The sequence below is a fragment of the Agromyces fucosus genome, from assembly GCF_004134865.1.
Taxonomy (GTDB): domain Bacteria; phylum Actinomycetota; class Actinomycetes; order Actinomycetales; family Microbacteriaceae; genus Agromyces; species Agromyces fucosus.
The window spans coordinates 310,622-323,706 of the sequence record NZ_SDPO01000002.1; the positions used below are offsets into that span (position 1 = coordinate 310,622).

Annotated in this window: 13 protein-coding genes; 5 read left to right on the plus strand and 8 right to left on the minus strand. The window is 71.7% G+C overall.

What is annotated here, in order from left to right; translation table 11 throughout:
- Positions 1 to 29 precede the first annotated feature (29 nt).
- Both ESP57_RS07235 and ESP57_RS07240 read right to left on the minus strand, forming a co-directional pair.
- On the minus strand, positions 30 to 1,376 hold the full coding sequence (locus ESP57_RS07235) for a class I SAM-dependent methyltransferase (protein WP_129231082.1): 1,347 nt from the start codon (positions 1,374 to 1,376) through the stop codon (positions 30 to 32).
- A gap of 55 nt (positions 1,377 to 1,431) precedes the next feature.
- Positions 1,432 to 2,811: an FAD-binding oxidoreductase gene (locus tag ESP57_RS07240; protein ID WP_129231083.1), complete on the minus strand. Its 1,380-nt coding sequence runs from the start codon at positions 2,809 to 2,811 to the stop codon at positions 1,432 to 1,434.
- 101 nt (positions 2,812 to 2,912) lie between these two features.
- Between ESP57_RS07240 and ESP57_RS07245 the strand changes: the two genes are divergently transcribed.
- Complete coding sequence (locus ESP57_RS07245; RefSeq protein WP_129231084.1) at positions 2,913 to 3,590, plus strand: YdeI/OmpD-associated family protein; 678 nt, start codon at positions 2,913 to 2,915, stop codon at positions 3,588 to 3,590.
- A gap of 13 nt (positions 3,591 to 3,603) precedes the next feature.
- On the opposite strand, the gene ESP57_RS07250 is transcribed toward ESP57_RS07245, so the two are convergent.
- Positions 3,604 to 4,407, minus strand: coding sequence for an alpha/beta fold hydrolase (locus ESP57_RS07250; protein WP_056005318.1), 804 nt, complete (start codon positions 4,405 to 4,407; stop codon positions 3,604 to 3,606).
- Between the two features lie 150 nt (positions 4,408 to 4,557).
- Between ESP57_RS07250 and ESP57_RS07255 the strand changes: the two genes are divergently transcribed.
- The 3 genes from ESP57_RS07255 to ESP57_RS07265 are packed head-to-tail and all read left to right on the plus strand — an operon-like array spanning position 4,558 to position 7,114.
- Positions 4,558 to 5,268, plus strand: a complete 711-nt coding sequence (locus ESP57_RS07255; protein WP_129231085.1) for a DUF2306 domain-containing protein — start codon at positions 4,558 to 4,560, stop codon at positions 5,266 to 5,268.
- A 5-nt stretch (positions 5,269 to 5,273) separates the two neighbouring features.
- The gene (locus tag ESP57_RS07260) at positions 5,274 to 6,428 is read left to right on the plus strand and encodes a sensor histidine kinase (protein WP_129231086.1); all 1,155 of its coding nucleotides are present in this window, start codon (positions 5,274 to 5,276) and stop codon (positions 6,426 to 6,428) included.
- Complete coding sequence (locus tag ESP57_RS07265; RefSeq protein WP_115959707.1) at positions 6,425 to 7,114, plus strand: response regulator; 690 nt, start codon at positions 6,425 to 6,427, stop codon at positions 7,112 to 7,114. The genes ESP57_RS07260 and ESP57_RS07265 overlap by 4 nt, the downstream gene beginning before the upstream one ends.
- Positions 7,115 to 7,127: 13 nt before the next feature.
- Here the strand turns inward: ESP57_RS07265 and ESP57_RS07270 are convergent, their stop codons facing one another.
- Complete coding sequence (locus ESP57_RS07270; protein WP_056005327.1) at positions 7,128 to 7,631, minus strand: bifunctional nuclease family protein; 504 nt, start codon at positions 7,629 to 7,631, stop codon at positions 7,128 to 7,130.
- Between the two features lie 164 nt (positions 7,632 to 7,795).
- Between ESP57_RS07270 and ESP57_RS07275 the strand changes: the two genes are divergently transcribed.
- Positions 7,796 to 8,935 carry an acyl-CoA dehydrogenase family protein gene (locus ESP57_RS07275; RefSeq protein ID WP_129231087.1) on the plus strand — a complete coding sequence of 380 codons (1,140 nt, stop codon included), beginning with the start codon at positions 7,796 to 7,798 and terminating at the stop codon, positions 8,933 to 8,935.
- Between the two features lie 27 nt (positions 8,936 to 8,962).
- Here ESP57_RS07275 and ESP57_RS07280 read toward each other — a convergent pair whose 3' ends face one another.
- From ESP57_RS07280 to ESP57_RS07295, 4 genes are read right to left on the minus strand one after another with little or no spacing between them, the layout of a single operon-like run.
- A complete protein-coding gene (locus ESP57_RS07280; RefSeq protein ID WP_056005333.1) occupies positions 8,963 to 9,553 on the minus strand; it encodes a TetR/AcrR family transcriptional regulator in 591 nt (196 codons plus the stop codon).
- 1 nt (position 9,554) lies between these two features.
- Entirely contained in the window at positions 9,555 to 11,159 is a 1,605-nt protein-coding gene (locus tag ESP57_RS07285) for a cytochrome b/b6 domain-containing protein (RefSeq protein WP_129231088.1), read from the minus strand.
- Between the two features lie 6 nt (positions 11,160 to 11,165).
- Positions 11,166 to 12,152 carry an electron transfer flavoprotein subunit alpha/FixB family protein gene (locus ESP57_RS07290; RefSeq protein WP_129231089.1) on the minus strand — a complete coding sequence of 329 codons (987 nt, stop codon included), beginning with the start codon at positions 12,150 to 12,152 and terminating at the stop codon, positions 11,166 to 11,168.
- A 9-nt stretch (positions 12,153 to 12,161) separates the two neighbouring features.
- Entirely contained in the window at positions 12,162 to 12,938 is a 777-nt protein-coding gene (locus ESP57_RS07295; RefSeq protein ID WP_129231090.1) for an electron transfer flavoprotein subunit beta/FixA family protein, read from the minus strand.
- Positions 12,939 to 13,085 lie beyond the last annotated feature (147 nt).

Sequence of the window (13,085 nt, forward strand, 5' to 3'; positions counted from 1 at the left end):
CGAACGTGTGAGCGGGGCTGCTCAGTGACTCACGGCGTCCACCACGGTCGGAGCGGGAGGTCGCCGTTGCCGCCGCGCTCGTCGGGTCGCACGGCGAGCACCTGGTGCAGCTGGATGCCGCCGGTCTCGAATGCGAGACGCGAGCCGGCCATGTACAGGCCCCACACCTTCGCGGTCGGCAACCCGACCTCGGCGACCGCTTCGTCCCAGTGCGCGACGAGGTTCGCGCACCAGTCGCGCAGCGTCATCGCGTAGTGCAGTCGCAGGTTCTCCTCGTGCATCACCTCGAGGCCCACGTCCTGCGCCTCGGTGATGATGCGGCCCGAGCCGGTGAGCTCGCCGTCGGGGAAGACGTAGCGGTCGATGAACCCCTTCGCCGCGGGCTCGGAGCGGTTGTCGGGGCGCGTGATGCAGTGGTTCAGCAGCAACCCGCCGGTACGCAGCCGCGACTGCAGGAACGTGAAGTACGACGCGTAATTGCGCACCCCGATGTGCTCGAGCAGGCCGATCGAGGAGACTGCATCGAACCCGGTCTCGGTGATGTCGCGGTAGTCGCCGTACCGCACCTCGGCGAGGTCGCCGAGCCCCTCGTCGACGATCGCCTGCTGCGCCCATGCCGTCTGCTCCGCTGACAGCGTGACACCGAGGGCGCGGATGCCTCGGCGCGCGGCGTATCGCACCATGCCGCCCCATCCGCAGCCGACGTCGAGCAGCCGGTCGCCCGGTTGCAGGCGCAGCTTCTCGAACACCAGCCGGTACTTGTTCTCCTGCGCCTCGTCGAGCGAGGCCCCGGCGTCGGGGTAGCACGCGCACGTGTAGGTCATCGAGGGCCCGAGCACCCACTCGTAGAAGGTGTTCGAGACGTCGTAGTGATGGTGGATCGCCTCGGCGTCGCGGTGCTTCGAGTGCCGAAGGCCCTCGGCCACTCGCCGCCAGCGGGGCGGCGCCTCCTGCGGCGGCGGCGCGATGGGGCGCAGGTGCTCCAGGCCGATCGAGCGGATGACATGGGCCATCGTGCGCGGCGGCGGCAGCTTGAACACGAGTTCGTCGGCCAGCGCCTTCAGCAGCTCGTAGGGGTCGCCGGGGTGCACACCGTGGATGTCGATGTCACCGGCGATGTACGCGCGGGCGAGCCCGAGGTCGCCGCGGCCGGTGGCGAGGTAGGTCGTGCCCCTCGGGCTCTTCAGTTCGATGCCGAGTGCCGCGTCGGCCGGCCCGGCCGAGCTGCCGTCGTAGGCGGTGAAGCGCAGCGGCAGCCGGCCGCCGGCGAAGATCTCGAGGATCTCGGCGAGGGTGAGCTTGCCCGAGGCATCCGTCGCCTCATGCTGGTCGCCCGTCGCCGTCGTCTCGGCCGCCGTGCCCTTGGTCGTGGTCATCGTCGTTGCACCGCCTTCGCGTAGAGGTCGAGGAGTCGTGATGCACAGAGCGTCGTCATCGTCGTTGCACCGCCTTCGCATAGAGGTCGAGGAGTCGTGAATCGGGGTCGTACCGCACCTTCGCGGCGCGATAGGCGTCGCCGCCGTAGAGCGCGTCGAACTCGGCGCGCTCGTAGAACGCGTCGGAGTAGAGCGACTTGTGGCCGTCGAGCGCGCTGACCTCGCGCTCGATGCGCCGGTTCGTCTCGCCCTCGCTCGCGCCGACCGGCACCGTCGACCAGAAGCCGACGTTCACGTAGCTGCGGTGCGGCTCGAGGGGGTAGAGCGGCCAGGCGTCGTCGCCGCGCAGGCGCAGCGGGCACAGCCAGATCGGCTCGATCGGCACGTGCTCGAGGAACCAGTCGAGGAACTCCGCGCATCGCTCGATCGGCACCTCGACGTCTTGGATGACGCGTTCGCGGGGCGGCAGGCCCTTCAGCGCCTCGATGCGGTTGCCGAGGTCGTAGCGGCGTTCGAGGCGCATGAGCTTCGCATAGGAGCGGCTGCCTCGGTACCGGCGCGGCCAGAGGCGGCGAACGAGCGGATGCTGCGCGCCGAACGCCTCGGAGCACCAGAACCAGTCGGTGTCCCACCGCCAGAGGTAGTCGTGGGTCGTGAGCCGGTCGCGTGCAGCGCCGTCGTCGTGCTGGATGGAGCGGTAGAAGACGCGCTGTCCGGTGTAGTCGCTGACGGGTCCGGATGCCGCGGTACGCCGGCCGAGGCAGAGGTACGACTCCTCGGCGCTGAACACGACGCCGTCGAGGGAGTCGACGTCGACGCCGTCGTGCCGGCCCGTGTCGATGATGGCCGTCATCGCGGCGACGAGCTCGTCGATCGCATGGAATCGCAGGTGGGTGAGCGCGACGTACGGGAGCACCGGTTCGAGCGCGATGCGAAGGCGCACCGCGTATCCGAGGGTGCCGTACGAGTTCGGGAAGGCGCGGAAGAGGTCGGCATGCTCGGTCGGCGATGCCGTGAGCACCTCCCCGGCCCCGGTGAGGACGTCCATCTCGAGCACGGACTCGTGCGGCAGGCCGTTCCGGAACGAGGTCGACTCGATGCCGAGGCCGGTCACGGCACCGCCGAGGGTGATCGTCTTCAGCTGCGGCACGACGAGCGGCGCGAGCCCGAACGGCAGCGTCGCCGCGACGAGATCCTCGTAGGTGCACATGCCCGCGACGTCGGCGGTGCGCGCCTCGACGTCGACCGCGATGACGTGCGTCAGACCCGAGGTGTCGAGGCCGGGGGCATCCGTCGCGGCCCTCGACCGGAAGAGGTTGGAGGTGCGCTTGGCGAGTCGCACCGGCGAACCCGCCGGCACCGCCCGATAGCTCGCCAGCAGTCGCTCCACGCCGTCGGCGTGAGCGGCCCGTGCGTCGGTCGCGGGTGCGGACACGCCTCCAAACTAGTCCGCGGTGCCGTCGTGCGCACCAGCTCGAACGCATGATCTCGTGCACGTGGGCCCAGCACATCAGTGGGTGCTGGCAGACTCGGGGCATGACGACGGAGATCGGCACTCCCGGCGGCACTCCCGAGCGTCCGGCACGCTTCTTCGCCTCGCCCGAGGAGTTCCGCGCGTGGCTCGAGGCCAACCACGACACGGCGACCGAGCTCTGGATGGGCCTGTACAAGAAGCACGTACCCGATCGCGGGCTGACGTGGGAGCAGGCGGTGCCCGAGGCGCTGTGCTTCGGCTGGATCGACTCGGTCTCCCAGCGCATCGACGACGACGCGCGCCGCCAGCGGTGGACCCCACGCAAGGCCGCGAGCACCTGGTCGAGTGTCAACATCGCGCTCGTCGAGCAGCTCACCGCTGCTGGGCGCATGCACGAGGCGGGTCTCGCGGCCTTCGAGCGACGGCGCGAAGACCGCTCGGGCATCTACTCCCACGAGAACCCCGATCAGGAGCTGCCGGCCGAGGCCGCCGCGCGGCTCGCCGCGAACCCCGCGGCATCCGCATTCTGGCAGGCCGCGACCCCGACGTACCGCCGTCAGGCGACGCACTGGGTGCTGACCGCGAAACAGGAGGCCACTCGCGAACGGCGGCTCGTGCAGCTCATCGACGACAGCGCGGCCGGCCGCCTCGTCTCGTTCCAGCGCTACGGCGAGACACCCAAGTGGGTCGAGCGCGCCGCGGCTGCAGCGCGAGCGGCGGCGTCGGGCTCGGCCGGCTGAGGCGCGACGGCGGTCAGGCGGCCGGCGCGCCGAAGAACTCGAGCGCGGCCTCGCGGAACACCCGCGAGCCCGGCGCGTTGAAGTGGTGCCGCCCCGGCAGTTCGACGAACGTGCCGTTCGGCGTCGCGCGCGCCAGCAGCTTCGACTGCGCGAGGATCGCGTCCTCACTGCCCGTGGCGAAGAGGATCGGCTGCAGCGGCGGGTGCGCGACATCGGGGTCGGCGTCGCCGAGGCGCATGCCCTCGGCGAGCGCGACGAGCGCGCGCAGGTCGTTGCCGGGCACGCGTTCGGCCAGGGTCACGTAGTTGCGGGTGACCTGGTCTTCGACCGGGGTGCCGTGGTCGGCGAACGCCCGCGCCTGCTCGATCTGCAGTCGCGCGAGGGGGCGCCCGTCGGGGATGCCGCCGAGCACGGCGCGCTCGACGTGATCCGGCAGCTGCACGGCGACCTGCCAGCCCACGCGCGCGCCGAGCGAGTACCCGGCATAGACGACGGTGTCGAGCAGGTAGGTGTCGAGCACGGTCGTGATGTCGTCGACGAAGGCGTCCATGCCGTAGGCGGATGCCTCGTGCGGCTTGTCGCTCGCACCGTGACCGCGCTGGTCGATGCCGAGCACGCGGTAGCCGGCACGCGTGAGGTCGCGCACCCAGCCGGTGTTCACCCAGTTGTCGCGGCAGCTCGAGGCGAAGCCGTGCACGCACAGCACGGTCGGTGCGTCGTCGTCGCCCCACAGGTAGGTCGCGATGCGGATGCCGTCGCCCGACATCACGTACTGCGGCGCGGGCATCTCGGTGAGGGCGGGGAGGGAGGCATCCATGTCAGCCATTGTCGCGCGGGCGTGGTCTCGATACGGCGCTGGCGCGCCTACTCGACCGACGGAGGCGGCGGCGCGCCTCGGCCGAAGGGATGAGACCGATCGGGCCGATCGCCCGATGCCGAGCGCGACCGTTCCCGCGAGCATCGGGTCATGACCGAAGCATCCGCTCGCCCCACCGTTCCGCGCACGACCCGGCACCCCGGCCGGGAGTGGCTCGCGCCGGCCGGCCTCATCCTCCTCAGCCTCGTGCCGGTCGTCGCCGGCAGCATGCGGCTCACCGAGCTCGCGAGCGATCCGGTCGTGACGGCCGACAACGCGCGATTCGTCGTCTTCCCCGCCCCGGTCGTCGTGCACATCGTCGGCGCGACAGTCTTCGCGTTGCTCGGCGCCCTGCAGTTCGCACCGTCGCTGCGTCGGCACCGCTGGCATCGCATCTCGGGGCGCATCGCGGCGCCGGCGGGCTTCCTCGCCGCTGTGTCGGGCCTCTGGCTGACGGTCTTCTCCGACCTGCCGGCCTCCGACGGTCAGGCGCTCGGCGTCATCCGCCTGGTGTTCGGCACCGCGATGGCCGGGAGCATCGTCGTCGCCGTCGTGGCCGTGCGTCGCGGCGACATCCGCCGGCACAGTGCGTGGATGACCCGGGGGTACGCGATCGGCCTGGCGGCCGGCACGCAGGTGTTCACGATGCTCCCGTGGTTGCTGCTCTTCGGCGAGCCCGACGTGAACGTGCGCGCCGCGCTCATGGCGGCCGGCTGGGTGATCAACCTCGCCGTCGCCGAGATCGTCATCCGGCGCCGCGACGCGCGCGGCATGTTCCGTCCTTCCGGCCGATCCGCTCGTGCCGCCGCAGCCCTACGATGAGGGGCATGACGAGCCCCGTCCGCTCGCTGTGGGATGCGCCGGCCGCATCACCGCCGCCGCCCCGTCGCGTGTGGCGCGACTGGGTGCTGGTGACCGTGATCCCGCCGCTCGTACTGCTCGAGGCGGCGCTGCGCACCGAGGTGGCGTGGCGCTGGCTCTGGGCCGTCGTGCTCATCGCCCTCGTGCCGACCCTGCTCTGGCGCCGCACCCGGCCGCTGCTCATGCTCGTCATCGCGTTCGGCACCGGCGCGGTGGTCGCCGTCGCGACGGGCGGCGACCCGCAGTTCGTGTCGACCGCCTACATGCTCCTGCTCGTCTACGCCGCGTTCCGGTGGGGCGACGGTCGTGCCCGCATCGCCGGCGCCGCGCTGCTCGCCGCCTCGACGACGCTCTCCCTCGCCTTCGGGCCGATGACGCCGACCGACCTCATCGGCGGCACCGCCGTGCTCGTCGCCACCGTCTCGCTCGGCGCCGGCCTCCGCTGGCGGGCGGCGTCGCGAGCCCGTGAGCTCGATCGGGTGAAGCTCGACGAGCGCGAGCAGCTCGCACGCGACCTGCACGACACCGTGGCCCACCACGTCTCGGCGATCGCGATCCAGGCGCAGGCGGGCACGGCGCTGGCGCCCACCGATCCGGCCGCCGCGGCCGCCGCACTGCGGACGATCGAGGGCGAGGCGTCGCGCACCCTCGCCGAGATGCGCTCGATCGTGCGGGTGCTGCGCCGAGCGGATGCCGCCGAGCTCGCGCCGGGGCCGGGCCTCGGCGATCTCGGCGCGCTCGCCTCGGGTGACTCGACCGGCGCCGCCGATGCCGCTGCTCGTGCCCCGCACGTCGACGTGCACCTCACCGGTGACCTCGCGTCCGTGCCGCCGACGATCGGCGCCGCCGTCTACCGCATGGCGCAGGAGTCGGTCACGAACGCACGCCGCCACGCACGCGGTGCCACCCGCGTCGAGGTGCTCGTGCGGGTCGACGACGCCGGGATCCGGCTCGACGTGCACGACGACGGTGACGCCGCGGCATCCGCCTCGCCCGGTTTCGGCATCGTCGGCATGGTCGAGCGCGCGACCCTGCTCGGGGGCACCTGCACCGCCGGCCCGGCACCCGACGGCGGATGGACGGTCGTCGCCGCACTCCCCCGCAGCGGGTGGTCGACATGACCGTGCGCGTGCTGATCGCCGACGACCAGGAACTCGTGCGCGCCGGCCTCCGCGTGCTCCTCGACACGCAGCCCGGCATCGAGGTGATCGCCGAGGCCGCCGACGGCGCCGAGGCGATCGCGCTCGCCCGGCGCCTGCGGCCAGACGTGTGCCTCCTCGACATCCGCATGCCGGGCACCGACGGGCTCGAGGCCACGAGGGCGCTCGCCGGTCCGGATGTCGCGGAGCCGATCCCCGTCGTCGTGATCACGACCTTCGACCTCGACGAGTACGTCTACGCAGCACTCCGAGCCGGCGCCCGCGGCTTCCTCTTGAAGGATGCCGGCCCGACGATGCTCGCCGAGGCCGTGCACGCCGCCGCCCGCGGCGACGCGCTGATCGCGCCGAACGTGACGGTGCGGCTGCTCGAGGCCTTCGCCGGCACGGGATCGGCGGGCTCGCCGTCGTCGACCACGCGACCCGGCTCGCAGCCCGCCCGGCCGTTCGAACCACCGACCGCCCGTGAGCGCGAGGTGCTCGCCGCCGTCGCCCGCGGCCTCGGCAACACCGAGATCGCGAGCGAGCTGCACATCTCGCTCAGCACGGTGAAGACGCACGTCGCGAGCCTCATGACGAAGCTCGGTGCGCGCAATCGCGTCGAGCTCGCGATCTGGGCGCTGGGCGAGAAGCACCGCCGTCGCGACTGAAGCCCTCCGCCGCTCAGCCCTGGAAGTCCTCGGGATCCACATCGTCGAGGAACCGCTTGAACTCGTCGAGCCGCGCCTCGTCGCCGGACTCTGCTGCGAAGTCCACCATCTCCGCGGGGATGCCGGCCGCTTCGAGCACGTCGTCGGCCACCCAGATCGGCGCGTCGGCGCGCAGCGCGAGCGCGATGGCGTCCGACGGGCGCGAATCGATGGTCTGGGGGCCCGAGGGCGTGATGAGCGAGATCTCGGCGAAGAACGTGCCCTCGTCGATGCGCGTCAGGTCCACCCGGCGGAGTTCTGCGCCGACGGCGGTGAACAGCGTTGCGATGAGGTCGTGCGAGAGCGGCCGGGGCGCCTGCCGCCCCTCGAGGGCGATGAGGATCGACGTGGCCTCCTGCGTGCCGATCCAGACCGGCAGCACGAGCCCGGTCCCGGACTCCTCGTGCAGCGGCTTCAGCAGCACGAGGTTGCGTTGCAGGGAATCGAGCGCGATTCCGATGACCCGGACCTGGACCATGGCGCCTCCCGTCCGATGCTCGGGCGTGACCCTGCCATGGTACGTCGGGCACCGCTCGGCCGCCTCCGACCGCTGGGCGGCGACACGGAGCAGCCCGTCCGTCCGCGGCGTCACGCGCCGGACTAGGCTCGGCCTCACCGGCAGCGACGAAGGCCGAGGGGGCCATGGGGAACGCACTCACCGAAGACCAGCTCGCGATCGTCGACGCGGTCCGCGACTTCACGGCGGCCGAGCTGGCCCCGTACGCGAACGAGCGCGATCAGGCGAAGCACTTCCCGATCGAGGCGCTCGAGCACGCGGGCCGGCTCGGACTCGGCGGGATCTACGTGCGCGAGGACGTCGGCGGGTCAGAGCTCGGCCGATTCACCGCCGCCTTGATCTTCGAGGAGCTCGCCAAGGGCGACACCGCGATCGCAGCCTACGTCTCCATCCACAACATGGTCGCCTGGATGATCGACCGGTACGGCGACGACGGGCAGCGCGAGCAGTGGCTTCCGGCGCTCACCACGTTCGTGAACCGCGGCAGCTACTGCCTGACCGAGCCGTCGGCCGGGTCGGATGCCGCGGCGATCACGACGACCGCCAGGCGCGAGGGCGACGAGTACGTGCTGAACGGCGTGAAGCAGTTCATCTCCGGCGCCGGATCGTCGGCGGTCTACCTCGTCTTCGCTCGCACTGGGGAGCCCGGGTCGCACGGCATCAGCGCGATCATCGTGCCCGCCGCGGCATCCGGCCTCTCGTTCGGCCCCGACGAGAAGAAGATGGGCTGGAACGCCCAGCCGACGCGACAGGTCGTGCTCGACGCGGTGCGGGTTCCCGTCGGCAACCGTCTCGGGGCCGAGGGCGATGGCTTCGCGATCGCGATGTCGGGACTCGACGGGGGCCGCGTGAACATCGCCGCCTGCTCGATCGGGGGCGCGCAGTGGGCGCTCGACCAGACCCTCCGCTACGTCAGCGAGCGCGAGACCTTCGGGCATCCGCTCAGCGACCACCAGTCGGTCGTCTTCACGCTCGCCGACATGGCGACCGACCTCCACGCCGCCCGCCTGCTCGTGCACGATGCAGCGGAGGCGCTCGACGCCCGGCTGCCCGACGCCACCTCGAGGTGCGCGATGGCGAAGCGCTTCGCGACGGACGCCGCGTTCACCGTCGCGAACAGCGCGCTGCAGCTGCACGGCGGCTACGGCTACCTCTCGGAGTACGGCATCGAGCGGGTCGTGCGCGACCTGCGGGTGCACCAGATCCTCGAGGGCACGAACGAGATCATGCGCATGATCGTCGGCCGGCGGCTGCTCGGCCGCTGACGCGACGCGCCCGCTGCGAGCGCCGTCTCAGCCCTCGACCGTGAGCATCCCGTGGTGCAGCAGGTCGAGGTAGTTCTCGCTGACGCTCGCCGCCGTGTGGCTGCCGCCCGGCCGGAACCAGAACACCGTCGACCACACCGCGTCTCGGATGAAGCGGAAGGCGAGCCGAGGGTCGATCGTGTCGCGGAACACGCCGGCGGCCTGCCCCTCGGTGATCTGCTCGAGCCAGAGCTCCTCGATGCGCTCCGCCCCGTCGGCGAGGAACTCGAACCCGGGCTGGGTCATGAGGAACCCGGTCTCGTTCTGGTAGATGCGCACGTCGTCGGGCCGCTGCTCGATCGTGAGGAACGCGTGCTCGATGAGCTGGTCGAGCCGCTCGCGGGCGCTGCCGCCGCTCGCGGCGATGCGCTCGAACGCAGAGAGCGTGTCGTGCTGGAAGCCGTGCAGGATCTCGTGCAGCACCGCCTCCTTCGAGGCGAAGTGGTGGTAAAGGCTGCCCGAGAGGATCCCCGCCTCGTCGGCGATGTCGCGCACCGTCGTCGCCGAGTAGCCGCGCGCGGCGATGAGCCGTCTCGCGATGACGATGATCTGGTCGCGCCGTTCGGAGCCGTCGCCCACGTCAGCGCCCGCTGACCTTGCCGAAGAGGCGTGCGATCGGTGCGAGCACGAGCGGCCGTGCGGCGACCCAGGCTGCGGCGATCACGACGAGCGACGCGACGAAGATCCAGAACCCGGTCCAGTTTACGACGTCTTGACTCGCGTACATGTGGTTGAGATTGCGCAGCGCCCCGGTCGCGAAGACGAGCCCGACGTGCACGATGATGAACAGCACGAAGTAGAGCATCACGGGGAAGTGCACGGCGCGCGCCCACTCCACCGGGTAGATGCGGTTCAGCGTCTTCGCGTTCTTCGGCCAGAGGCCCGACATGCGCACGCCCGTGATCACGGCGAGCGGCGCGGCGATGAAGACGGTGACGAAGTAGGCGATCTGCTGCAGGCTGTTGTAGTTCACCCAGCCGTTCTCGGTCGGCCAGTCGAGCGAGAGGTACTGCAGCAGCGCCGACAGCGCGTTCGGGAAGACCTCCCAGCTCGTGGGCACGAGTCGCATCCACTGCCCCGTCATGAAGAGGAGCACGACGAACACCACGCCGTTGACGAGCCACAGGATGTCGAGCGACTGGTGGAACCACAGCGAGAGGCTGATCTTGCGCTTCGAGTTCCAGCGCGGCGACCAGAACGCGGTCGGCCGCTTCTGCGTGCGCACCTCGAGGCCCGAGCGGATGATGAGCACGATCAGGAACACGTTGAAGAAGTGCTGCCAGCCGATCCAGGCCGGGATGCCGACCGGAGCGGACTCGGGCAGGTGGTACTCGCCCGGGTAGCGCGCGATGAACTCCTCCATCGGCGCGAGGCCGAGCAGCCAGTTGACCCCGACGACGACACCCGTGGCGGCGAGCAGCAGCCCGAAGCCGCCGATGACGAGCGCTCCCGCCCACTCCGCACGGGAGTACGGACCGTACAGCTTCGGCCACGGCTCGGCAGCAGGGCGAGCGGATGCCGCGGCGACCGCGACCGGGCGACGCGGCGGCTGCATCGGGGTGCGCTGTGGCGCCGGCGCCGGGGCTGCGGCGGCCGCGGGTGCGATGACCGGTTCGGGGTTCGGCTCGAGGACGGGCTCGGAAACGGGCTCCGGCGCTGACTCGAGCACCGGTGCCGCGACGACGCGGTCGGGCCTCGCGGGCGCCGAACCTGCGGGCGGCCAGGGCTCGCCGTCGGGGGTGCGCGGGAGTCCACGACGGAGCGCCGTTCCGCCGGCCGCCGACGGCGCCGAGGCCGCGGTGGCGGTCGAGACCGCGGTGAGCGGTTCGACGGGAGGAGCCGCGGCCGGGACATCCGTCGCGGTGCTCACCGGCACCTCGACCGTTGCCGCCGTCGCCGCGAGCGGGGCTGCGGAGGCGGGTGGCCACGGCTCCCCGCCGGGCACGCGAGGCAGCCCGCGCCGAACCGCACGAGAAGTCGGAGCGGCTGCGGGCACAGCGGCCTGAGCGACCGTGGCAGCCGTCGCCACGGGTGCCGAGACATCCGCGACCGCCGCCGGAGCGCTCGCCTCGTCGACTTCAGTGGGCGCAGCAGCGCCCCCTGCGATCTCGAACACCGGGGGCCAGGGTTCACCGCCGGCGACGCGGGGCAGGCCCTGCCGCGTCGTTCGCCCGTACGTCGCCATCGCGCGCTACGCCTTCCGCGCCTCGAGCGCGGCGATCAGCTGCGGCACGACCGTGAACAGGTCGCCGACGATGCCGAAGTCGGCGATCTCGAAGATGGGGGCGTCGGCGTCCTTGTTGATCGCGACGATCGTCTTCGCGGTCTGCATGCCGGCGCGGTGCTGGATCGCGCCCGAGATGCCGAGCGCGATGTAGAGCTGGGGCGACACCGAGACGCCGGTCTGGCCGACCTGGTGCGACTGCGGGATGTAGCCAGCGTCGACCGCGGCGCGCGATGCGCCGACGGCGGCGCCGAGCACGTCGGCGAGCTGGTCGACGAGTGCGAACTTGTCTTCGGAGCCGAGCCCGCGACCGCCCGAGACGACCTTCGCGGCGCCGCGCAGTTCGGGGCGCGACGATGCCACGACCTCTTCCTCGAATGCGCCGATGACGGCGGCCTTCCGACCGGATGCCGCGACGTCGAGCCGCTCGACCGAGACGGGCTGCGCCTCGGCGCGGGCATCGATCGAGCCCTCGCGCACGGTGATGACGGGTGCACCCCATGTGACGGCCGAGTCGACGTTGTAGGCGCCGCCGTACACCGAGTGATGGGCGACGACGCCTTCGGCATCGCGCGAGACCCCGACGGCGTCGACCGCGAGGCCCGACCGCGAACGGGCGGCGAAGCGGGCGGCGATCTCGCGGCCCTCGATCGAGTTGGAGACGAGGATCGCGTCGGGTCGCACGAGTTCGGCGGCCGCGGCGAGCGCGTCGGCGCCCGGCACGGTGAGGCCTGAGCCGGCGGCGGCGTGCTCGGCGACGAGCACGTGGCTCGCGCCGAGCGCGGCGGCATCCGTCGCGGCCTGCTCGCCCTCGCCCGGAGCTGCGACGATCACGGCGACGGGGGTGCCGACGCCGGCTGCGGCGCCGAGCAGGCCGGCGGCGCTCTTGGCGAGCGCACCCGACGGCGTGACGTCGAGGAGCACGAGGATCGAGTCTGCGGAGTAGTCAGTCATCGTGGTCCCTTACGCGAGCCGGTTCTGGACGAGGTACTCGGCGAGGCGCTCGCCGGCGTCGCCCTCGTCGACGATCTTGGTGCCCGCCGAGCGGGGCGGCTTCTCGCCGAGGGAGATCACGATCGAGCGCGACGCCTCGGTGCTCTCGGCGTCGACGCCGAGGTCCGCGAGCGTGAGCGTCTCGAACGGCTTCTTCTTGGCCGCCATGATGCCCTTGAAGTTCGGGAACCGGGCATCGGGCAGCGCCTCGGTGATGGAGATCACCGCAGGCAGCGACGCCGAGACCTGCATCGTGCCGTGATCGGTCGCGCGCTCGCCGCGGAGCTCGGCGCCGTCGATCTCGACCGAGTTCAGGCTCGTCGCGTTCGGCACGTCGAGGAGCTCGGCGATCATCGCCGGGAGCACTCCGCCCGAGCCGTCGGTCGACTGGTTGCCGGCGATCACGAGGTCGAAGCCGATGCGCTGCAGCGCTGCCGCGAGCACCTCGGCGGTGAGACCGAGGTCGGCGCCGAGGAGCGCCTCGTCGGCCACCTGCACGGCGCCGGCGGCGCCCATCGCGAGGCCCTTGCGCACCGTGGCAGCAGCGGACCCGGGCGACATCGACAGCACGACGACCTCGGTGTCGGGGTGGGAGTCGGCGTACGAGAGCGCCACCTCGAGCGCGCGCTCGCCGATCTCGTCGAGCACCGTCTCGCTCGCCGCACGATCGGCGAGGCCGGTCTGCAGGTCGAGCTTCCGATCCCCGTAGGTATCGGGGACTTCCTTGACCAGGACGACGATCTTCATTCCGCTCCTTCGACGAGTTGCTTCATCCTAACCAAGCACTTGCTTGCCCGAAAAGGGGCCTGTTTTGTGGGATGCCGCCAAACCATGCCGAGTCCCGGCCCGCACCCATCGTGGAACCCGCACAGTTCCCGCCCTGTTGCGAGGTGC